Annotated in this window: 12 protein-coding genes and 4 pseudogenes; 14 read left to right on the forward strand and 2 right to left on the reverse strand. The window is 65.9% G+C overall.

From position 1 onward, the window contains the following. Positions 1-39: 39 nt before the first annotated feature. From RZR99_RS27315 to RZR99_RS27325, 3 genes are read left to right on the forward strand one after another with little or no spacing between them, the layout of a single operon-like run. A complete protein-coding gene (locus RZR99_RS27315; RefSeq protein ID WP_323122899.1) occupies positions 40-1086 on the forward strand; it encodes an agmatine deiminase family protein in 1047 nt (348 codons plus the stop codon). 11 nt (positions 1087-1097) lie between these two features. Continuing rightward, the gene (locus RZR99_RS27320; protein WP_323122900.1) at positions 1098-1499 is read left to right on the forward strand and encodes a type 2 periplasmic-binding domain-containing protein; all 402 of its coding nucleotides are present in this window, start codon (positions 1098-1100) and stop codon (positions 1497-1499) included. Between the two features lie 45 nt (positions 1500-1544). Then, the gene (locus tag RZR99_RS27325) at positions 1545-2654 is read left to right on the forward strand and encodes an agmatine deiminase family protein (RefSeq protein WP_323122901.1); all 1110 of its coding nucleotides are present in this window, start codon (positions 1545-1547) and stop codon (positions 2652-2654) included. A 153-nt stretch (positions 2655-2807) separates the two neighbouring features. Here RZR99_RS27325 and RZR99_RS27330 read toward each other — a convergent pair whose 3' ends face one another. Beyond that, complete coding sequence (locus RZR99_RS27330) at positions 2808-3794, reverse strand: AraC family transcriptional regulator (RefSeq protein ID WP_323122902.1); 987 nt, start codon at positions 3792-3794, stop codon at positions 2808-2810. Between the two features lie 126 nt (positions 3795-3920). Between RZR99_RS27330 and RZR99_RS27335 the strand changes: the two genes are divergently transcribed. The 3 genes from RZR99_RS27335 (at position 3921) to RZR99_RS27345 (ending at position 15040) form a co-directional block, all read left to right on the forward strand. Next, positions 3921-5126: an MFS transporter gene (locus tag RZR99_RS27335; protein WP_323122903.1), complete on the forward strand. Its 1206-nt coding sequence runs from the start codon at positions 3921-3923 to the stop codon at positions 5124-5126. A 558-nt stretch (positions 5127-5684) separates the two neighbouring features. Continuing rightward, positions 5685-5870 carry a hypothetical protein gene (locus RZR99_RS27340; protein WP_323122904.1) on the forward strand — a complete coding sequence of 62 codons (186 nt, stop codon included), beginning with the start codon at positions 5685-5687 and terminating at the stop codon, positions 5868-5870. Continuing rightward, complete coding sequence (locus tag RZR99_RS27345) at positions 5867-15040, forward strand: hemagglutinin repeat-containing protein (RefSeq protein ID WP_323122905.1); 9174 nt, start codon at positions 5867-5869, stop codon at positions 15038-15040. Before RZR99_RS27340 ends, RZR99_RS27345 begins: the two co-directional genes overlap by 4 nt. A 104-nt stretch (positions 15041-15144) precedes the next feature. Here the strand turns inward: RZR99_RS27345 and RZR99_RS27350 are convergent, their stop codons facing one another. Then, positions 15145-15480, reverse strand: coding sequence for a hypothetical protein (locus tag RZR99_RS27350; protein ID WP_323122906.1), 336 nt, complete (start codon positions 15478-15480; stop codon positions 15145-15147). 344 nt (positions 15481-15824) lie between these two features. Here RZR99_RS27350 and RZR99_RS27355 point away from each other — a divergent pair, with 344 nt between their 5' ends. From RZR99_RS27355 to RZR99_RS33575, 8 genes and pseudogenes are all read left to right on the forward strand, one after another. Further along, positions 15825-16532 (forward strand): hypothetical protein, encoded by a 708-nt coding sequence (locus RZR99_RS27355; RefSeq protein WP_323122907.1) that lies wholly within the window; start codon positions 15825-15827, stop codon positions 16530-16532. Positions 16533-16571: 39 nt separating this feature from the next. Then, a pseudogene (locus RZR99_RS27360) lies at positions 16572-17135 on the forward strand (transposase); the annotation flags it as partial. Positions 17136-17509: 374 nt separating this feature from the next. After that, positions 17510-17692, forward strand: a pseudogene (locus RZR99_RS27365) (hypothetical protein); the annotation flags it as partial. Between the two features lie 86 nt (positions 17693-17778). Beyond that, positions 17779-18096: a YtcA family lipoprotein gene (locus tag RZR99_RS27370; RefSeq protein ID WP_323122908.1), complete on the forward strand. Its 318-nt coding sequence runs from the start codon at positions 17779-17781 to the stop codon at positions 18094-18096. Next, positions 18093-19142 carry a multidrug transporter subunit MdtN gene (gene mdtN, locus RZR99_RS27375; RefSeq protein WP_323122909.1) on the forward strand — a complete coding sequence of 350 codons (1050 nt, stop codon included), beginning with the start codon at positions 18093-18095 and terminating at the stop codon, positions 19140-19142. The genes RZR99_RS27370 and mdtN overlap by 4 nt, the downstream gene beginning before the upstream one ends. Continuing rightward, positions 19123-21117, forward strand: coding sequence for an FUSC family protein (locus RZR99_RS27380; RefSeq protein WP_323122910.1), 1995 nt, complete (start codon positions 19123-19125; stop codon positions 21115-21117). The genes mdtN and RZR99_RS27380 overlap by 20 nt, the downstream gene beginning before the upstream one ends. Beyond that, a pseudogene (locus tag RZR99_RS27385) lies at positions 21104-22240 on the forward strand (TolC family protein); the annotation flags it as partial. The gene RZR99_RS27380 and the pseudogene RZR99_RS27385, both read left to right, overlap by 14 nt. A 9-nt stretch (positions 22241-22249) precedes the next feature. Further along, positions 22250-22582 (forward strand): annotated as a pseudogene (locus RZR99_RS33575) (TolC family protein); the annotation flags it as partial.

Below are 22582 nucleotides of genomic sequence, written 5' to 3' on the forward strand. Positions count from 1 at the left end.
GCGGCACAATGGCTCACCCGTTAATCAGGAGATCGAGGAATGAACCGCTTTGATGCCCGTGAACAGCGCTACCGGATGCCCGCCGAGTGGGAGCCGATGGACACGATCTGGCTGGGCTGGCCCGTGCTGGCGGATCGAGAGGCGGTATGGGGCGCCCACTACGCGCAGGTCTGCCGGGAGTTCGCGCTGGTTGCGCGCACGATCGCCCGCTATCAGCGCTGCGTGGTGACCGCGCATCACAGCCGGGCGGAGGCGGCGCGCGCGCTGCTGGGCGCGGCAGTGGAGGTGCTGGCCGTCGCGGCGGAGGACAACTGGGTGCGCGACTGCGGGCCGGTGTTTCTGATCGGCGAGCGGGGCGAGCTGGGCGCCGCGGTGTTCCGCTTCAACTCCTGGGGCGAGAAGTACCAGCCCTACGACGGCTGCCAGCAGCTCGGCCAGGACATCGCCCGCGCGGCGGGGGCGCGCATCGTCAACTCGCACATGGTGCTGGAGGGCGGCGCGTTCTACGTGGACGGCCAGGGCACGCTCGTCACGACGGAGAGCTGCCTGCTGCATCCGAACCGCAATCCGCACCTGAGCCGGGCCGAGATCGAGGCGGAACTGCGGCGCATGCTCGGCGTGGAGAAGATCGTCTGGCTGCCGGGCAATCCGGACGAAGTGGAAACCGACGGACACGTCGACGGCATCGCGTCGTTCATCGCGCCCGGCAAGATGCTGTGCCAGACCGCGAGCCCGGAACAGGGCGATTATTTCCGCGTGATGCGCGAGAACCGCCGCGCGCTGGAACGGGCGACCGACGCCGCCGGCCGCCGTTTCGATCTGCTCGACCTGCCGTCGCCGATCGTGACTGAGCGCTTCGGCTCGACACGCTACTGCGATTGCTACGCGAACTACGTGCTGGCGAACGGCGCGGTGATCTCGACCGCGTTCGGCGTCGAGCAAGATCAGGCCGCGCGCGACGTGTTCGCCCTGGCGTTTCCGGGGCGCCGCGTGGAACTGCTGCCGATCGCGACGCTGTCGATCGGCGGCGGCAGCATTCACTGCTCGACGCAGCAGCAGCCCGCGGCCGTGGCCGCTCCGGCCTGAACGGATCGAAGGTGTGCATCCATGTGTACTCGGGCGCGCTCGACCTTGCCGCGCAAAAGGCCCGGAACGGGACGCCGAAGCGCGACATCGTCTACGACATCCCCGCCGTCGGCAGCCTGATGGGGTTCGACGCGATGCTGATTCCCAAGACGGCCGCGCACCCGGACAATGCGCATGCATGCATCAGCGACATCCTGAGGCCGGATGTCGCGGCGAAGATTTCCAACGCGACGCGGTACGCGCATCCGAACTCGGACGCGCTGAAGCTGACGGATCCCGTGCTGGTCGGGAATCCGAACATTTATCCGAGCGAGGTGAAGAAGCAAACCTTGCGGACCCCGGTGGTCGAATCCGCGGAGATCAGCCGCATCGAGGGCCGGACCCGGCTGAGCTTCAAGGCGAGCCAACCCTGACTGACGCGCGGGATATCGTTCCCGCCGATTTCCATGAGGTGTTCCATGACGACGAGACGTCATTTTCTGAAGCAAGGCCTGCTGGCCTCGGGCGGCACCCTGATGGCCGGCGCGTTCGGCGCCGGCTTCAGCGCGCCCGCGCCGGCGCAGGGCGAGACCTGGCAGATGCCGGACGAAGGGGCGATGCACGCCGCCACGTGGATGGCCTTCGGCCCCGGCGAAGAGATCTGGGGCGAGAAGCTGCTGCCGGTGGTCCGGCAGAACCTGGCCGGCATCGCCAAGGCGATCGCGGCCCACGAGCCGCTGAACATGCTGGTGCGCGAAGAGGATTACGACGTCGCCGCGCGCCTGTGCGGCTCGTCGGTCAACCTCGTGATCCAGCCGATCGACGATCTGTGGATGCGCGATACCGGGCCGGTGTTCGTCAAGGGATCGTCCGGCCAGCTCGGCGCGGTGGGTTTCAATTTCAACGGCTGGGGGAACAAGCAGGAGCACGAACACGACGCGGAGGTCGCGGCGTTCGTCGCGCGCAAGACGGGCGCGCAGTTCGTCGAGACGCGCCTCGTGCTGGAAGGCGGCGGCATCGAGGTGGACGGCGAGGGCACCGCGATCATCACGGAGAGCTGCGTGCTCAACGCCAATCGCAATCCGCGCGTCGGCAAGGCGCAATGCGAAGCGGAGCTGCGGCGCCTGCTGGGCGTGCGCAAGGTCATCTGGCTGCCGGGCGTGGCGGGCAAGGACATCACCGACGGCCATACCGATTTCTATGCGCGCTTCACCAGCCCGGGCGTCGTCGTGGCGGGACTGGATCAGGATCCGTCCTCCTACGACCATGCGGTGACGCGGCGCCACCTGGACATCCTGCGCGGCGCCACGGATGCCCGGGGCCGCAAGCTGAAGGTGGTGGTGCTGCCGGGACCGTCGACCGTGCGCAGGCAGTACGAGAACGCCGAGTTCGCGGCGGGGTACATCAACTTCTACGTCTGCAATCACGCGGTGATCGCGCCGGAGTTCGGCGACAGCAAGGCGGATCGCCATACGCGCGACGTGCTGGCGGATCTGTTCCCCGGACGGGATGTCATCCAGCTGAACATCGACGGCGTGGCCGCCGGCGGGGGCGGCATCCATTGCACGACGCAGCAGCAGCCCGCTTGAGCGCGCCGGAATGGCCGCATGCCGCGTCGGCGTGACGCCGGCGCGATGCGGAGCCATTGAGGCCTCCGGCGCCCTCGGAGCCGGCGACGGGCGCGGCGACGAGCCGTTGCCGCTGTCGCGCCGGCGACCGGGCGCGCGGCGGCCGCGCCGCCCTCACTCGACCGCGACCGGCTCCTGCCCGCGCACCGCGCCGGGCGACTGGCCCACGACGCGCTTGAACGCCCGGCTGAACGCGGCGAGCGAGCCGTACCCGAGGCGGTACGCGACCGTTTCGATCGGTTCGCGATCCCGCGCGATCCATTGCGCCGCCAGGCGCATCCGCAATTCGGTCAGATAGCGGACCGGCGTCATGCCGGTCGCTGCCAGGAAGCGTTCCGCGAAGACGGAGCGGGAATGCCCCATTTCGGCGGCCAGTTCCGCGACCGTCCAGTTCCGGCCCGGGTCGCGGTGCAGCGCGACGATCGCCCGGCCGAGCCGGGGATCCTGCAGCGCCTGCACCCAGCCGGTCGCGTCGCCGCAGCCGCACTCCACCCAGCCCCGCACGATGAAGGCGGCCACGACGTCCGCGAGCCGCGCCAGGATGCCGGCGAAGCCCGCCCGCTCGGAGCAGGACTCGCGTTCCATCGCGTCGAGCATCGGCCGGATTTCGGGATAGCGCTCCAGCAGCGTGCCGACGTGCATCACCTCGGGCATCGACGCGACGAGCGGCTGCATGCCGCCCAGGTCGAGCTCCATGCAGCCGCTGAAGATCAGCGCGTCGTCGGCCTCGCTCGTGGCGCCCGAGAGAACGGTCTCATGGCACTTCGCCGCGTCGACGGAGGCCACGGTGTCGCAGAGCGGCGCGGACTCGAACGCGGTGATCGCGCGGCACGGTACGTCGGGCGCCGAGAGCAGCGCGTGCGCCCTGCCGTGCGGCAGCAGCAGCGCGTCGCCTGCTTCCAGCGGGTACGAGGCGCCGCCGTCGATGCGCAGCACCACCGCGCCGCGGGCGACGAAGTGAAACTGCGCCCGTCGCGGCGCGCTGCCGAAACTGACGCCGAACGGGTGCGCGGCCTGAATGCGCCGGTACTTGACGCCGAACAGGCGCATGCCCAGCAGCAGTTCACTGACGAGATCGCGGGAGTCGGGCGGGAGCGGCATGGCGGTCACCGGCGTCGGATTCGGACGATTGATCAAGAATGACGGATTTTACGTCATAGACCGTCTTGACGTGGTTCCTTACGCTGTGGGTTCAGTGAATCACCCGTTTTCGGAGCGAAACGAAGCATGAATACCAGCATCCAGGCCGTCGACATCGTGCCGGCGGACGAGCAGGACAAACCGGCGTGGAGCGCCGTATTTGCGATGGCGTTGGGCGTGTTCAGTCTGGTCACGGCGGAATTCCTGCCGGCCAGCCTGCTGACGCCGATGGCGTCGAGCCTCGGCGTCACGGAGGGCGTGGCGGGCCAGGCGGTCACGGCGACCGCGACGGTCGCGCTCGTGACGAGCCTGCTGACCGCCGCCGCGACGCGCAGCATCGACCGGCGGCGCGTGCTGCTGGCGTTCACCGCGCTGCTGCTCGGCTCGAATCTGCTGGTCGCGTTCGCGACCAGCCTGCCGGCGGTCCTGATCGGACGGGTGCTGCTCGGCGTCGCGCTGGGCGGCTTCTGGACCATGGCGGCGGCCACCGCGATGCGGCTGGTGCCCGTGGCGATGGTGCCGCGCGCGCTGTCGATCATCTTCAGCGGGGTGTCGGTCGCGACGATCGCCGCCGCGCCGCTCGGCAGCTACTTCGGCAACCTGATCGGCTGGCGCAACGTGTTTCTGATCGCCGCCGTGCTGGGCGTGATCGCGTTCGCGTGGCAGGCCGCGACCTTGCCGAAGATGGCGCCGAGCGGGGCGACCCGGCTGCGCACGCTGCTCGATGTGCTGCGGCGGCCGACCGTCGGGCTGGGCATGCTCGCCACGATCCTGGTGTTCACCGGACACTTCGCGTTCTTCACCTATCTGCGGCCGTTCCTGGAGGGCGTCGCGGGCGTCGGCGTGAACGGGCTGTCGGCGATCCTGCTCGGCTACGGCGTGGCGAACTTCGTCGGTACCTCGCTGGCCGGGCGGCTGCTGGAGCGGAGCTTGCGGCCGGTGCTGATCGCGATGCCGGCGGCGATGGTGGTGATCGGCGCGATGCTGGTCGCGCTGGGCCGAGCGCCGATCGCGGATGCCGTGCTGGTCGCGTTGTGGGGCGCGGCGTTCGGCGGCATCCCGGTCGCGTGGTCGACCTGGATCACCCGGACCGTACCCGACGAAGCGGAGAGCGCGGGCGGCCTGATGGTGGCGGCGGTGCAACTGGCGATCGCGACGGGTGCGGCGGCGGGCGGCGTCGTGTTCGATTCGAGCGGAGCGAACGGCGTATTCGTCGGCGCTGTCGGTGTGCTGGTCGTGGCGGTGCTGACCATCGTCGTCGGGGTGCCGGCGAAGGCGGGCGGTGCGCGCTGAGGGCGGGTGTCGAATAGCGTGATCGGCCAAGGTGCGTCATCGAGGGTGAAAATCGCTTGACGCATTGAGCGGATATTTCCGAAAGCACTCATCTCGCGCCATTCCTCTTTTCCGGTGAAAGTTTATGGAGATGCGCGCAAAGCCATTATTCAGAATTCCGGATTTTCAATAACGAAATCGAACGTGCGATTCTCGTCCGCTTTAGCGAGAATCAAGATCGGATTCACGAGCGCGCATGCTGTGCGCGATGTCGGTTGTCTTTGCGCTCGGCGGCGGTTCGTGCTCGATCGCGGCAATCGGCGCTGCCGTCATGGGTTGCGGGTTCGTCTCGCGCGTCGTGCACGGAAATCTTGTGAATCGACCGTGGAGCATGCCGGCATCCAGGATGCAGCGACCCTCCAATTCGCGGTGGGCAGCATCCCATCGGCGAAGCGACGATGCGCATGTGTGAATCGGCCTACCCGGCCGGCATCTACCGCACGCCCTTCCGACTCGCCCTCCTATATCGCAACTCGGTAAATCCCCTGGATATCGAGGCATTCGAACGCGACCGCCGAAATGGCGATCGACCGCGAGACCGGCAATTCAATTCGTTCGTTATCATGCGAAATCCGTCAATCGGATGAATTAGAAAACGAAAATGTGTGGTTCATTCTCCACCATTTGGCAATTTTTGGCAGCACATTACCGGATGTAAGCGGTATCGTTCTTGCGTCAAATGAGAGTTGGCGCAAAAAACAATGAACAACAAGACCTATCGTCTGGTGTATTCCAGACGTCACGGGATGGTGGTGGCCGTCGAAGAAACGGCCGCCGCTACGGGTAAATCGGCCGGCGGGGAAGCGCGTGCCGGCCGGCGGTCGGCGGCCGTGCGAACCACTGCCGTTGCGATGGCGTTGTCGGGCATGCTGCCGGCACTGACGCAGGCGCAGATCGTACCGACGCCGGGTACCGGCACCCACGTCGTCCAGACCCAGAACGGCCTGCCGCAGGTCGACATCGCGAAGCCCTCGGGCGCGGGCGTATCCGTCAATACGTACAACCAGTTCGACGTGCAGAAGGCGGGCGCGATCCTGAACAATTCGCCCACGCTCGTGAATACGCAGCAAGCGGGCGTGATCAACGGCAATCCGAATTTCGGGCAAGGTCAGGCCGCGCGGATCATCGTCAATCAGGTCAACAGCACGGCGGCCAGCCAGATTCGAGGCTATGTCGAGATCGCGGGGCAGCGCGCCGAAATGATCCTGGCGAATCCGGCCGGCATCGTCGTCGATGGCGGCGGCTTCATCAACACCAGCCGCGCGACCCTGACGACCGGTCAGCCCTACTACGGCGCGGACGGCGCGCTGGCCGGCTTCAATGTGTCGCGCGGCCTCATCACCGTGCAGGGAGCGGGGCTGAACGCGGCGAACGTCGACCAGGTCGACCTGCTTGCCCGGGCCGTGCAAGCCAACGCGGCGATCTATGCCAGGAACCTGAACGTCGTCGCCGGCGCGAATCAGGTCAGGCACGACACGCTCGCCGCGACGCCGATTCAAGGCGACGGCGCCGCGCCGGCGGTGGCCATCGACGTGGCGCAGTTGGGCGGCATGTATGCCGATAGCGTGTTCCTGGTCGGCAATTCCGCCGGCGTCGGCGTCGCGAACGCGGGCACGATCGCGGCCCAGGCCGGCGACCTGACCTTGCAATCGGATGGCCGTCTGATGCTGACCGGCAAGACGAGCGCGAGCGGCCATCTCGCGATGACGGCCGCCGGCGGTATCGAGAATCGCGGCACCACATACGGTCAGCAATCGCTGTCGGTCGACACGGCGGCCGATCTCACCAATAGCGGCACACTCGCCGCGCAGCAGAATCTGACGGCGACCGCCGGCACCGTGAATTCGACCGGCACGCTCGGCGCGGGCGTGAACGGCGACGGCTCGGTGGCACACGGCGGCGACCTGAGCGTGACCGCGTCGGGCCAGTTGAGCGCGACGAACCAGAACGTCGCGGGCGGCAACGCGTCGCTGACCGGCGGCAGCGTGAATCTGGCCGGCAGCCAGACGGCGGCGAACGCCAATCTGTCGCTGAACGCGAATGGCGGCGACCTGAACCTGTCAAGCGCGACGACAAGCGCGCAAGGCACCATTCAGGCGAACGCGTCCGGCATGGTGATCAACGATCGCGGCAGTCTGTCGAGCGACGGCGGCACGACTCTGTCGGGCGGCGGCCTCTCGAACCAGGGCGGCAAGGTGTCGTCGCAAGGCGCGCTGTCGGTACGGACAGCGGGACGCGTTGCCAACCAGTCCGGCGAGCTGGTGTCCCAAAGCACGATGAACGTGCAAGCCGGCGCCATCGAGAACCATCAAGGCACCCTTCAAAGCGCGGCCGGCATGACGGTTGCCGGCACGTCGCTCGACAACTCCGCCGGCCGGATCACGTCGCTCAATGCCGACGGCCTTTCGGTCACGACGAGCGGGCAATTGACCAATGCGGGCGGCAAGACGGCGAACGGCGCGCAAGGCGGCGTCATCGGCGGCAACGGGGAGGTGACCGTGCAAGGCGGCAATGTCGCCAACCACGGGACGATCACGTCCAATGCGAATCTGCGTGTAGCGGGCCAGTCGGTCGACAACGGCGGCGGCACGCTGCAGGCCGCTCGGCGCGTCGCGGTCGACGCCGGCGCGCGTCTGACCAACAGCGGCGGCGCCATTGCCGGGCAGACGGCAGCGCTCAACGGAACGACGCTCGACAACAGTTCAGGCGCCGTCCGGGCCGATCAGGTGTCGTTGACGGCAACCGACCTCGTGAATCACGGCGGTACGATCACGCAGACCGGTACCGGCGCAATGAGCGTCGGCGTGTCGGGCACGCTCGACAATGCGGGCGGCGGCACGCTGCAGACCAACAGCACGGACCTGACGCTGGCGCCCGCGACGCTCGTCAACGACGGCGGCACCATCACGCACGCCGGAAGCGGCACGCTCGCGCTCGTCGGCGCCGCAGGTTCGATCTCGAATGCCGGCGGCACGATTGCCGGCAACGGGCGCATCGTCGCGCAAGCCACCGCGCTGAACAACACGTCGGGTGTGATCAACGCTCAAGCCGGCTTGACGGCGAAGGTCGGCGGCACGCTGAACAACGCGAAAGGCAAGCTGCTGTCGAATACGGATCTGGACCTGACCGGCGGCACGCTGACGAACGACGGCGGCCAGATCGGCGCGGGCACGAATGCGATGATCCATGGCGGCTCGATGACGAATCAGGGCGGCTCGGTCGTTGCGCCGAATCTGTCGATCACCGTCGACTCGACGCTCGACAACAGCGGCGGCAAGCTCGAAACCAATCAACTGGCATTGACGGCCGCGAACCTCGTGAACCACGGCGGCACGATCACGCAGTACGGTTCGGCGTCGATGGGCATGAATGTCGGCGGGACGCTCGACAACTCGGCCGCAGGCGTCATCCAGACCAACAGCACGGACCTGACGCTCGCGTCGGCGGAGCTGAACAACGCGGGCGGCACCATCACGCACGCCGGTACGGGTAAGCTGACGATCGCGCCCGGCGGCGGGGCCAGCGCGCTGAACAACGCGTCGGGCACGATCGTGACGAAGGGGCAGGCCATCGTCAATGCGGGCAGCTGGAACAACGCGAGCGGCATTCTCGCCGCGCAGCGCGGCATCAACGCAACGATTTCGGGTGACGTGAACAACGCGCAGGGGCTGCTGCGTTCGGACACCTCGCTGTCGCTCACGAACGGCGGGGCATTGTCGAACCGTGGCGGCCACGTTCAGGCAGGACAATCGACCGTGGGAGACGCCAGCACGCTCGACATCCAGTCGGGATCGATCGACAACGCGGACGGCGCCATGGTCGACCTCGGCACGGGCAAGACGACCGTGCAGAGCGGCAGTCGGATCGACAACAGCCACGCCGGCGGCGTATCGGGGATGGGCGCCATCACCGGCAACGGCGACGTGACGATCGGCGCGGCGTCGATCGTCAATACGCAGGGCGGTCAATTGAGCGGCGCATCGCTGCATGTCCGGGGCAACACCCTCGACAACAGCGGCGGGCGGATCGGCAATGTCACGGGATCGAGCGGCGACGTCGATGTGACGACGACCGGCGCCATCACGAACACGGGCGGCCAGATCGGCTCGACGCGCGATCTGTCGATATCGGCGGCCGCGCTGCAAGGCGGCGGAACGATCGGCGCGATGCACGATGCGAACGTGAACCTTCAAGGCGATTTCTCGGCGACGCCCGATTATCAGTTCAACGTCGGTCATGATCTCGCCTTCACGCTGCCTGGTACGTTCCACAACAGCGGCAATGTGCAATCGGTCAACAACCTGAGCGTCAATGCGGACGACATCGTCAACTCGGGTGCGATGACGGCGGGCGGGCTGCTGCGCACGCAATCGGCCAACCTGGCCAATACGGGTGCGCTCGTCGGCGGCAGCGTATCGCTCAAGGCAACCGGGACGATCTCGAACGTCGGGTCGACCGCGCTGATCGGCGGGTCCGACAGCGGCGGCACGCTCGAAATCCTGGCGAACGACATCGAGAACCGCGACGACACCACGGCGACCGACACGATGGCGCAGACGGCCATCTTCGGCATGGGCAAGGTCGTGCTGGCGGGCGGCAAGGACGCGAGAGGCAACTATACGAACGCGGCCCTGGTCAACAATGCTTCCGCGCTGATCCAGTCCGGCGGCGATATGGCATTGCACGCCGACAAGGTGACGAACACGCGCCGCGTGATGAAAACCGCCACCAATCGGATCGATCCGGCGACGCTCGCGCAGTTCGGCATTCCGATCAGCGGTCGAACCGGGCAGGTGGGCGTGAAGGATCCGACCAGCATCGGCGGGGTGTATACCGAACCGCCTCACGGCGGCCAGTGGAACAGTACGTATCAGTTCACGACTTACTACGCGGACAGCGCGACCGCGACGACCGTGACGGACATCAGCCCGGCGGCGCAGATCGTGTCGGGCGGCAATATCAACGCGACTTCGGTCGGCAATCTGCAGAACTACTGGAGCAACATCACGGCGGTCGGCAATGTCGCGATGCCGCAGCGTTACGACGGCGACGGTTGGGCGGCCTCCGGCCAGACGTTGCCGGGCGTGACGGTTTCCTACTCCGGGCAGTACCACTACAACAACTACGACAACAGCGAACACGACTGGCAACTGCCGTTCGGCAACGCGCCGTTTGTTGGTCAGCGTCCGGGCGGCTATACGCAGGCGGCGCCCGCGTCCGTCAAGCCGTACAAGCTACCCGGCTACGATTCGACCCTGGGTGCGAACGGGACGATTTCCGGCACGGGCGTCAGCGTCAACAACACCGCGGGCAATGCGTCGATTCCGTCGCTCGGACTGTTGCCCGGCCAGGCGGTGCCGGGCCTCACGCTCGGCGGCCTGAGCGGCAACGCGAGCGGAGCGAAATCATCGGCGTCCGCGGTGCACGGCGGGGCGCAGGCTCCGGTGGATCCGGTCATCGCCAGCGCGACGGCGCTGAACGTGCTGAACAACCTGACGATTCCTCAAGGCGGGTTGTTCAAGCCGACCACCGCGCCGAATGCGAATTACGTGATCGAGACGAATCCGGCGTTCACGAATCAGAAGAACTTCCTGTCGAGCGATTACTTTTTCAGCCAGATCGGCGTCGACCTGACCCACATTCCGAAGCGTCTCGGCGACGGCTTCCACGAGCAGCAGCTCGTTCGCAATCAAGTGACGGCACTGACCGGGAAGGCGGTGCTGGGGCCGTACGCGGACCTCCAGACGATGTATCAGACGCTGATGGCGGCCGGCGCGGGGCTGTCGAAGTCGCTCGATTTACCGATTGGCGCGAGCCTGTCGGCCGAGCAGGTGTCGAAGCTGACCGGCAACGTGATCATGATGGAATCGCGGGTGGTCGACGGCCAGCCGGTGCTGGTGCCGGTCGTCTATCTCGCGAAGGCGAATCAGCGGAACGTCGACGGCCCGCTGATCACGGCGTCGAACATCGATTTGCAGGATGCACGGTCGTTCGCGAACAGCGGCACGATCGAGGCCGACAATACGCTGGCGATCCAGGGCAAGCAGATCGACAATGCGTTTGGCGCGCTGCAGAGCGGCGGGTTGATGTCGCTCGCGACGGAGAACACTATCGACCTGACGTCGGCCAGCGTGAAGGCCGGCAGCCTGCGGGTGGACGCGGGGAAAGACCTGATTTTCGATACGGCGACGAAGTCGGATACGCGGGTGAGCCGCGACGGCGCGACGAGCGTGGTGACCACGCTCGGGCCGACCGCGAAACTCGATGTCGCGGGCGATGCATCGATCGTCACGGGCGGCAATTTCCAGCAGAACGCGGGCAACCTGTCGGTCGGCGGCAATCTCGGCATGAATGTCGGGGGCAACTGGGATCTCGGCGCGGTCCGCACGGGCGAGCACAAGATCGTGCAGCGCGCGAATGGCGTGTCGAATACCGATATCAATAGCGTGGCGGGCAGTTCGGTGAAGGTGGGCGGGCAGTCGAATGTGGCTGTCGGCGGCGACCTGACGGCACGCGGCGCGCAGATCGATCTCGGTCAGGGCGGAACGCTCGCGGCCAAGGGCAATGTGACGCTCGGTGCGGCGAGCGCGACTTCGACCGTGAACAGCAACAGTTCCGGCAGCGACAGTCACGGCAGCTACGCGGAAACGCTGCATACGTCGGACCAGACGTTGACGGGAACGATCCTCAAGGGCGGCAATACGGTCAATCTCGTGTCCGGCAAGGACATCACGGTCAGCGGCAGCGCGATCAGTCTCGACAAGGGCAACGCGAACTTGCTGGCGGCCGGCGATGTGAATGTGGGTGCCGCGACTGAAACGCACGAGATCAATTCGCACGAGACGCATAGTCACAGCAATGTCGTGAGCGGCGCGAAGGTGGCGAGCGGGATTGATCAGACCGCGACCTATAGTCAGGGCAGCACGATTTCGGCGGACGGCGTGAATGTCGTTGGCGGTCGGGATGTCAATGTGGTCGGCAGCAACGTGGTCGGCACGAACGACGTCACCCTGAGAGCCGGTCGCGACGTCAATATCGGCACGTCGCAGGACACGGTGCAATCGTCAACCTACTACGACAAGAAGGAAACCGGCCTGATGTCGAACGGTGGCCTGTCGGTGTCGGTGGGTTCGCGCTCGCAGGCGGACAAGCAGCAGTCGGCGTCCGTGACGAACAACGGTAGCGCGATCGGCGCGCTGGACGGCAATCTGACCGTCAGTGCCGGCAACGACCTGCACGCGACCGGCAGCGTGCTGCACGCGGGCAACGATGTAAACCTCGTCGGGAAGACGGTCAAGATCGATGCCGCGACGGACACGTCCAACTTTGCGGAGCAGCAGCAGTTCCGTCAGTCCGGATTGACCGTGGGTGTAACGAACCCGGTGGTTGCGGCTGTGCAGACCGGGCGGCAGATGGCGAATGCGGCGCAAAGCGTGGGCGGCGATCCGCGCCTGATCGCGCTGGCAGCCGCCACGACGGGGCTCGCGGCCAAGAATACCTACGATTCGTTGAAGCAGATGGGCGGCGATCCGTTGAAGGCCGCGACGAGCGTCGGGATCAACGTGTCGGTCGGCGCGAGCAAAAGCGACAGCCAGATGCAGGCGCGGTCGAGTACGGCGGTCGGCAGCACCGTCTCGGCGGGACGCAACGTGACGATCGCCGCCGCTGGCGCGGGGAAGGACAGCAATATCGACGTGATCGGCAGCGCGATTTCGGCGGGCAATAACGCGAAGCTGGCGGCCGAAGGCAACGTGAATCTGCAAGCGGCAGAGAACACGAGCAGCCAGCACAGTACGAACAGTGGATCGAGTGCCTCGGTTGGCGTGTCGTTTACCGTCGGCGCTAAAACCGGCGTGGCGCTCACGGCGGGCGTTGCAGGCAACCGCGGCAACGCGGACGGCGACTCGTCGACGTGGACGAACACGCACGTGGCCGCGGGTAATCAGCTGACGATCCAGTCGGGCGGCGATACGAATCTGAAGGGTGCGGTTGCGTCGGGCAAACAGGTGATTGCCGACGTTGGCGGCAACCTGAACGTCGAGAGCCTGCAGGACAAAAATCATTACGATTCGAAGCAGCAGAACGCCGGTGTATCCGTGAGCGTATGTCCGCCGCCATGCGTGTCGAGCGTGTCGGGCAGCGTCGGCCAGACCAAGATGAACAGCGACTACGCCAGCGTAACAGAGCAGTCGGGCATCAAGGCGGGAGATGGCGGGTTCCAGGTCGACGTGAAAGGGAATACCGATCTGAAGGGCGGCGTGATCGGGAGTAGTGACAAGGCGGTGCGGGATGGGGTGAACAGTCTGACGACGGGCACGCTTACCCATAGCGATATCGAGAATTATGCGTCGTATGACGCGTCACAGATTGCGCTGTCCGGCGGTTATGGCGGAACGATTGGGAAGGACCAAAAAGGCCAAGCGGACAACGTGAATCCGGTACCAGGGACAAGCGTGCCGAAGGGGGGAGGTTGGTCGGTCGTACCGCCCGTTGCGATTGCTGCGTCGGGGAGCGAAAGCTCCACGACGAAGAGCGGCGTTAGTGGTGGGAGGGTGACGATAAAGGACGAAGCAAGACAGCAGCAATTGACAGGACAGACCGCGGAGGCAGCAGTTTCGAGCGTCAATCGAGATACGTCCGATACGGGGGGCGCACTGGCGCCAATTTTTGATAAGGAGAAGATTGAGGCGGGGTTTGAGATTACGAGTCAGTTCGTGAATCAGGTGGGGACGTTTGTAGCGAACAGGACGAGCGAGATCGATGGACTGAGGAAAACGGCGAATGATTCAAACGCGAAGGACGCGAACGGGAACCCGCTGACGGATACGCAGCGTCAGCAGATGTTGGCGCAGGCGAACGATATCGAACAGACGTGGGGGCCGGGCAAGCCGGGGCGTCAGATCATGACGGCGTTGACGGCAGCGGCAGGCGGGAATGTGACGGGCGGCACCGGTCAGTTTGCGGCGAATGCGGCGATTGGCTATGTGCAGAGTCTCGGGGCGAACAAGGTCAAGGAACTGGCGGATTCGTTTGGTCAGGGGACGCCACAAGCTGAATCGGCGCGAGCGGCGCTGCATACGATCGTGGGATGCGCCGGGGCAGCGGCCGGAGGTCAAGGATGTGGTTCCGGCGCAATGGGTGCGGCGGCCAGTTCGCTGATCGGCTCGGCGCTTGGTTCAGCGGAAGGATTGACGGAGCGGGAACGGCAAGCGCGGGTCGATCTGGTGACGAGCATCGTGGCGGGCATCGCGATGGCGGGCGGGCTGGATGCGGCGACGGCGACGGCGGGGAATGCGGCGAAGATCGAGGGGGAGAACAATTGGGCAGCGGGGATGGTTGGCGGAGCGCCGCAACTGTTGCCGCCGGGGATTCCGGGTTATAAAGGAGAGGCGGGGCAGAAAGGCGATGGGGTGATCGCTGATCCTGCAACGGAGTTGGATCCGGGCGCGAAAGCGGGGCCGATCATTACGCCGAATCCGGGGCCGAAGGTGATCGAGGCGTTGATTACTGCGGCCGTGCCGGACAGTATCAAGCAGCTTGTGCAGGCGGTTGTTAATGCGGTTGGTGGGGGCGGAGACGCGACTAAATCACCGAGTACACCTACAGGAATGAGCGGTAGTCCGATGGATGTACCACGCGGAACAAATACCCCGGCTACTATCAATGGAGTTGACTACTCTGCTCATGCAATAGATCAAATGCAAGGTCGCGGCGTACCGCCTTCGGCAGTAAAAAACACTATTGAAAACGGGGTTGTCTATCCCACTCGCGAAGGAACAACAGGGTACTACGATCCGGTAAACAATATGCGAGTCGTGACAAACTCAAAAACGGGGTTGGTCGTAACGGTAATTCCTGGAGCACCCGGAAAATGAAGAATTCGTTTAGTGGACTTGATTTGGCAGTAAAGAATGTTCTCTTTCTTGAGTGGGACCCGATCGGGGTGCGCGATTGCCCGGAAGCAGAGGATGAGTACGACTCATACGTGCCCCGCGTTAGCTTGATGCTGAGGGAGCGAAAAACTACCGAGGAGCTTTACGCATACCTCCGCTTTCTTGAAGTCGATCGCATTGGTCTTGATGGTGATGAGGCTCACACCCGAAACATTGCAAATAGGCTGATGGATTTGCCCCAAAATCCATAAACACCGAGCCCGGCTGTTGCCGGGCTCGGTGTTTATGCAGACTTCGCGCTGTCGTCGGCATGTCTGTCGTTCATCGAGGACTTGTTGCTCGGCCTGGATAAGCTCTTGAATCTCCTGTTCGGTCAACTCGCGGCCGACGATGCGATAGGCGTGATCGGGGGAGATCGTCAACTGACACGATTGGTAATTGAAGGGGAGGAGTACGCGGTTTCCTGGCACAAAGCCGCAAGCGATCGGCGGCGGTTTGCCAGGGGAAGGCGGGTCGGTTACGGTCGGGCAGGAACCGCGAGGTGAAGCCATCGTGCGGGGCTTCTTCGAGCACGAACTCGCGTCTTACGGCGGAAAACAGCGTCTGGGCGAAAAAAATGGTTGGGGAACTGAGCGTCGGGGAAAACGGGTTTGCGAAGCCTTGAGGCGTCGGGGGAAATGGCGATTCGACAAGGGCGGACGTGTCGGGGTTGCGTGTCTTTGACAAGGAGAAGATTGAGGCGGGGTTTGAGGTTACGAGTCAGTTCGTGAATCAGATCGGGACGTTCGTGCGGAACAAGGCGAGCGAGATCGATGAGTTGAGGAAAGTAGCGAACGATCCGAATGCGCAAGATTCATCCGGCAATCCGCTAACGACGGATCAGCATCAGCAGATGTTGCAGCAGGCGAATGATATCGAGCAGACGTGGGGGCCGGGCAAGCCGGGGCGTCAGGTTTTGACGGCGTTGACGGCAGCGGCGGGCGGTAACGTGATGGGCGGTGTGGGCCAGTTTGCGGCAAATGCGACGATTGGTTGCGTTCAGGGGCTTGCAGCGAATCAGGTAAGGCAGCTTGCCGATTCGTTAGGCAGCGGGACACCTGAGGCTGAATCGGCGCGGGCGGCGTTACATGCGATTGCGGGGTGCGTGGGGGCAGCCGCGGGTAGACAGGGCTGCGGTGCGGGCGCGATGGGGGCGGCAGCAAGTTCATTGCTGGGATCGGTGCTTGGATCGGCGAGTGGTTTGACGGAGCAGGAGCGGCAGGCTCAGGTCGATCTGGTAACTAGTGTTGTGGCAGGAATTGCGTCGGCAGGTGGGGTGAACCCAGCTACGGCGGGGAATGCTGCGCAGATTGAAGGGGAGAACAATTGGGGCGCAGTAGTGGTGCCGCCACTTCCACCATATCCGAGTGGCTCAGGGCTGCCGGGATATAAGGGTAAGCACACCCAAAAAGGCGATGGTGGGGCCTGTCAGTAATTTCGTGTTTAAGGCATAACCTGCACTCAAGGAGAGTCTATGCCTCGCAAACCGAAAGCCCAGCCGGCAGACCTGGCGGCCATTGCCGAGCTGCTCGAGCAGCTCGGCAATGGCCCGATGACGGCCGACGCTATCAATGCAGCCACGCTGGCGTTCAAGAAGGCGCTGATCGAGCGAGCGCTGGGCGGCGAGATGAACCACTTTCTCGGCGATCCCCCTGGTGCGGCCAAACCGGGCACCACCACGAACCAGCGCAACGGTAAAGGTACCAAGACAGTCCTGACCCAAGACGGCCCGATCCGTATCGAGGTGCCGCGCGACCGCGACGGGCGCTTCGCTCCGCTGCTGATTCCCAAACACGAACGGCGCTTCACCGGCTTCGACGACCAGATCGTCGCCATGTATGCCCGGGGTATGACCGGGCGAGAGATCCAGGGTTGTCTGCTGGAACAGTACGGCGCCGAGGTCTCACCCGACTTCATCAGTTCCGTCACCGACGAGGTCATGGCCGAAGTCACTGCCTGGCAGGCCAGGCCGCTCGAACCGATGTATCCGGTCGTGTTCTTCGATGCGCTGCGAGTCAGGATGCGCGCCGCGACCGTCGACGATGATGGTCCGCCGACATGGCGCACGGCGAGCAACATAAGCGGAAGCTCCTCTGAAAACCCAACCCGTCACACCCGATCTCGTGCCTCGATATCCGCGCACGAATGAACATCCCGCCGCATGACATCGCGTCACGCATGACGGCTGCCTCGACCGTCCCCCATCCCATGTCGCGCATCACTGGAACCGGTCCTCAGCGATTGCGATACGTCCATCGTCATCCGGGAAACCGCCGGAGGATTCCTAACTGTAAGGGAATGATAAGAGAGAGAAAACGCCTGGCAAGGGTATCGAATTAACGCGAGTGCGCTGGTAAAGTACGCCTGATTCAGAACCCTTCATAACACTGACAGCCGGATCCCCACGTCACCATGCCGCTCAAGCTACCCGAACCACGCGCCGGCAATTCGAAGGCTCGCTCCGCGCGAAGTCTGCCGGCCGCCGCGGCCTTGTCCTTCTCCCTGCAGGGTTGCGCGTCGCGTGGCGCGCCGTCGTATGAGATTTTCGGCGCCTATTTCCCGCTCTGGCTGTTGAGCGGCGTGCTCGGTGTCGTCNGCCGGGAAACCCCAACGCTCATCGCCCGCTGTTGTTTCTCCGCTTGCTTGTCCGATGGATCAGTAGATTTCTCAGCAATACCAATATGCCATTCAAATCAACGAAACCCCGTATCGGTACGCCGGAGCCACCCAACGTGCGCAGCCTGCCTGCCGCCGCTATCGGCCTGCCTTTACAGGGTTGCGCATCGCGTGGCGCGCCGTCGTATGAGATTTTCGGCGCCTATTTCCCGCTCTGGCTGTTGAGCGGCGTGCTCGGTGTCGTCGGTGCGTTGATCGCGCATCGCGTATTCGTCGCGACCGGCTGGGCGCAGACCGTACCGCTTCAGCTTTCCGTCTGCGTGGCGATCGGCCTGACGGTCGCCGCGCTCGTCTGGCTCTCGGGAACAGGACAGCTCCTATGAAGATGGCCGGCACCCGTCAACCCTCGCGCAAGGGTCGCCTGATCGCGCTCGCGATCATCGTGCTCGGCCTGATCGCCGCGTGCTACGCGTACTACCGCTCGTCCCGTTTCCCGTCGACCGACGACGCCACGATCGACGCCGACGTCGTGCACGTCGCGACACCCGTCGGCGGACGGATCGTCAAGCTCGCGGTGGAGGAGAACCAGCGGGTCGCGCAAGGCGATCTGCTGTACGAGATCGATCCCGTGCCGTACCGGCTGAGGCTCGCCCAGGCCCAGGCCGATCTCGCGCTGGCGCGCGCATCGCTCGACACGCGGCGCAAGACCATCACCAGCGAGCGCGCGAACTCGGCCATCGCGGGCGACCAGACCAGCAAGGCGGCGCACAACTACGATCTCGCGACGCGCAACCTGCAGCGCATCACGCCGCTCGCCGCGAAGGGCTACGTTTCGTCTCAGCAACTGGATCAGGCGCAGGTCGCGCAGCGCGACGCCGAACTGTCGCTGCGCCAGGCACAGCAGCAGAAGCAGGCCACCGCGCAGTCGATCGGCGACGACGCCGACGCGATCGCGACGGTGCAGGCGCGCGAGGCCGCCGTCAATCTCGCGCAGCACAACCTCGACGATACGGTCGTGCGCGCGCCGCAAAACGGTTTCGTCACCGGGCTGTCGGTGCTGGCGGGCGAGACGGTCGGGCCGAACCAGTCGTTCTTCACGCTGGTCCATGCGGACGAATGGTTCGCGGTCGCGAACTTCCGCGAAGCCTCGCTGGAACGCATCCAGGTCGGCGATTGCGCGACCGTCTACTCGATGATCGACCGGAGCGAGGCGATGCGCGGCAAGGTTGTCGGCATCGGCGCGGGCATTTCCGATTCGAGCCGGATCAACCTGCCGCGCGCGCTGCCGATCGTCCAGCAGTCGGTGAACTGGGTGCGCGTCGCCCAGCGTTTCCCGGTGCGGGTGAAGCTTGACGAACCCGCCGCCCGGCTGGTGCGGATCGGGGCAAGCGCAATCGTCGAGGTCAGGCATGGCGCTGCCTGCCGGTGATCTGTCGCGCCCCGGCGCAGCCGAGGTCCTGAAACTGCTCGCGCCCTATCCGGGCCGGGCCGCGATGACGTTGCGCGTTGCGCTGATCTGCGCGCTGACGGTGTGGGTCACGAGCGCGTACGGCACGCCCGAAGCGGCGGTGTCCGCCTATGTCGTGTTCTTCCTGAGCCGGCCCGACCGGCTGACGAGCATCGTGACGAGCGTGGCGATGCTGGTGTTCGTCACGCTGGTGCTGGCGCTCGTGCTGGTGGTGGCGATCTTCTCGCTCGACGACCCGCTCTGGCGGGTCGCGTGCATCGCCGGGCTGTCGGCGCTGCTGCTGTTCGTCACGTCGGCGAGCAAGCTGCGGCCGGTGGGCGCGATCGCCGCGATGATCGTCGGTTTCTTGCTGGACAAGCTCGGCAGCGTGCCGTTCGGCGAACTCGCGACGCGCGCGCTGCTGTACACGTGGCTGATGGTGGCGATTCCGATCGGCGTGGCGATCGGCGTGAACCTGCTGTTTTCGCCGTCGCCGCGCCGGCTGGCCGGTCGCGAACTGGCGAAACGGCTGCGGCTCGCGGCGCGCGGGCTGACCGACCCCGATGCGGCGCGCGAGGCGCTGGCCGCGTGTCTGCGCACCGGCGACGAGCAGATCGGCAAGTGGCTGAAGCTGTCCGTGGTCGAGGGCTCGTCGGTGCGCGCCGACGCGGCCGCGCTGAATCAGGCGGTGTCGTCGACCTTCGCGATTCTGGTCGCCGTCGAGCTGGCGGTGCACGAGCCGTCGGCGCGGCTGCCGGCATCGTTCGCCGCGCCGCTCGCGGACACGCTGGCGCGCATGGCGGAGATGCTCGAAGCGGGCGGCTATCCGGTCGACATCGCACTCGATCTGCCCGACGCCACGGCGCTGACGCCGCTCGCGCTCACCGTGGCCGGCGATCTGCGCGCCGCGATCACGCGCTTCGCCGTGGTCGATCCCGACGTGCCGCCCGCGCCGCCCGCCGGCAAGCGCGGCGGCTTCTTCCTGCCGGACGCGTTCGCGAATCCCGACCATGTGCGCTACGCGCTGAAGACCACGATTGCCGCGATGGTCTGCTACCTGCTGTATTCGCAGCTCGACTGGTCGGGCATCCATACCTGCTTCATCACGGTCTACGTGGTGTCGCTGGGCACCACGGCCGAAACCGTCGAGAAGCTGACGCTGCGCATCGCCGGCTGTCTGGTGGGGGCGCTGCTCGGCACCGCCGCGATCGTGTTCGTGATGCCGGCACTGACCTCGGTCGGCGAACTGATGGGCGTGGTGTTCGCCGGCGCGTGGCTGTCCGCGTGGGTGGCGTTCGGTTCGCCGCGCATTGGGTACGTCGGCTTTCAGATTGCCTTCGCGTTCTTCCTGTGCGTGATCCAGGGCGCGGCGCCGGGCTTCGACCTGACGATTGCGCGGGACCGCACGATCGGGATCCTGCTCGGCAACGTGGTCGTCTATCTGGTCTTCACCCGCATGTGGCCGGTCAGTGTCGCCGCGCGGGTCGATCTTGCGCTGGCCGAGTTGCGCGGCCAGTGGGCGCGGCTGACGACGCTCACGCATGCCGGCGCGCGGCGCGCCCAGGCGGCGAGCGCGCGGGCCCATGGCGGTGCGTTGCAGCAGGATATCGCGCTGATGCACTACGAGCCGTGGTGGGTACGTCCGCCCGCGCAATGGATCGCGCAGCGCCGCCACGCGCTCGCGAAACTCGGCGCGCTGGAAGGGCCGATGTTCCTGCTCGCGGACCGGCAGCCGGGCGATGCGGCGATCGACGGCTGGCTGCGGCGGCTCGGGGGCGACACGTTGCCGGCGACGGCCGCCGACGCCGCCGCTGACGTGCAGCGGATTCCGCCGGATGCGGCGGCCGATGCCGCGCGCGATGCGCTGGCGGCGCTCGGCGAAGCGCGCCTGACCCCACTCGAACGCGCCGCATCCGACGATGCGGCGAAGGAGCTTACGACTCATGCGCCGGCTTAATCCGCCATTCGCGCTGGCGATTCTCGCCGCGGCCGGTCTGGCCGGATGCGCCACCTCGTCGCTGGACATGGCGCCGGACAGCCCGGAGCGCCCGTGGCAACCCCGCACGGATGCCACGGGCGCGATCGTGCCGGGCGCGCCGCGCGCGGCATCGTCGGTATCGGCGTCCACCTACCGGCTGCCGGCGAATCCGTCGCTGGCCGCGGTGCCGCCGCCGCCCGACCTGGATGCGTCCCATGCGTACGGGCTGGCCGAGCTGATCGATCTCGCCGAATCGTCGAACCCGCTGACGCGCATTGCGTGGAACGACGCGCGCAACGCCGCGCTCGCGGCGGGCATCGCGAAGAGCGCCTATCTGCCGCAGCTGTCGGTGTCGGCGATGGGACGGTATGCGGCGGCGCACAGTTCGAGTTCGAGCGAGCTCGGCGATTCGTCGCTCAGCGGTTCGACCCATGGCGCGACCGCGGTGCTGTCGCTGCAATGGCTGCTGTTCGATTTCGGTGGGCGCGCGGCGCGCGTCGAGGCGGCGTCGCAGGCGTCGGTGATCGCGAACATCGGTTTCACCGCGATGCATCAGCAGGTGATCTACGACGTGAGCGTCGCGTTCTACGCGTACCAGGCGGCACGCTCGCGGATCGTGACTGCGCAGCAGGGCTTCGACAACGCTGCCGCGATCGAGGCCGCGGCGCAGTCGCGTTACAAGCAGGGAATCGGCACCGTCATCGAAGTCGCGCAGGCGACCCAGAACCGTGCGCAGGCGAAGCTCGCGCTGGTCCAGGCGCAGGGCGCGGAGAGCAACAGTTATCTGGCGCTGATTTCGGCGATGGGCATTTCGCCGCTGTCGAAGCCGAAGATCGCCGAGATGCTGGTGCGGCCGCTGTCGCCGGCGATGAACGAACCGGTCGAGCGGATCGTGTCGTCCGCGATCGCGCAGCGCCCGGACGTCCTGAGCGCCTATGCGATGGAGCGGGCCAATCTGGCGAAGATCAAGGCGGCCGAATCGGAGTTCATGCCGAAGGTGTTCCTGTCGGCGTCCGGTGCGTACAACACCAGCAGTACGTCGCTGTCGGCCGTGCCGGCGATCGGGCAGCAGTTGCCGACGGTCAACCTGAGCGGCGGGCGTNTCCTGAGCGCCTATGCGATGGAGCGGGCCAATCTGGCGAAGATCAAGGCGGCCGAATCGGAGTTCATGCCGAAGGTGTTCCTGTCGGCGTCCGGTGCGTACAACACCAGCAGTACGTCGCTGTCGGCCGTGCCGGCGATCGGGCAGCAGTTGCCGACGGTCAACCTGAGCGGCGGGCGTTACGGCGGCAGCGTGATGCTGGGGGTGACGATTCCGCTGTACGACGGCGGCCTGCGCTCGGCGGTGCTGGCGCAGGCGCGCAACGACGCGGACAGCGCGTCGACCCGGCTCGCCAGGAGCCGGGAGGAGGCGGTGCGGCAGATCGTCGGTGCGCAGAACACG

It is taken from the genome of Burkholderia alba (assembly GCF_034721475.1).
GTDB lineage: Bacteria > Pseudomonadota > Gammaproteobacteria > Burkholderiales > Burkholderiaceae > Burkholderia > Burkholderia alba.

Excerpts from the sequence above, each read along its gene's own strand:
- RZR99_RS27315 (WP_323122899.1), top strand. The coding sequence starts at position 40 with ATGAACCGCTTTGATGCCCGTGAACAGCGCTACCGGATGCCCGCCGAG.
- RZR99_RS27325 (WP_323122901.1), top strand. The coding sequence starts at position 1,545 with ATGACGACGAGACGTCATTTTCTGAAGCAAGGCCTGCTGGCCTCGGGC.
- RZR99_RS27330 (WP_323122902.1), bottom strand. The coding sequence starts at position 3,794 with ATGCCGCTCCCGCCCGACTCCCGCGATCTCGTCAGTGAACTGCTGCTG.
- RZR99_RS27335 (WP_323122903.1), top strand. The coding sequence starts at position 3,921 with ATGAATACCAGCATCCAGGCCGTCGACATCGTGCCGGCGGACGAGCAG.
- RZR99_RS27340 (WP_323122904.1), top strand. The coding sequence starts at position 5,685 with ATGGCGATCGACCGCGAGACCGGCAATTCAATTCGTTCGTTATCATGC.
- RZR99_RS27345 (WP_323122905.1), top strand. The coding sequence starts at position 5,867 with ATGAACAACAAGACCTATCGTCTGGTGTATTCCAGACGTCACGGGATG.
- RZR99_RS27370 (WP_323122908.1), top strand. The coding sequence starts at position 17,779 with ATGCCATTCAAATCAACGAAACCCCGTATCGGTACGCCGGAGCCACCC.
- mdtN (WP_323122909.1), top strand. The coding sequence starts at position 18,093 with ATGAAGATGGCCGGCACCCGTCAACCCTCGCGCAAGGGTCGCCTGATC.
- RZR99_RS27380 (WP_323122910.1), top strand. The coding sequence starts at position 19,123 with ATGGCGCTGCCTGCCGGTGATCTGTCGCGCCCCGGCGCAGCCGAGGTC.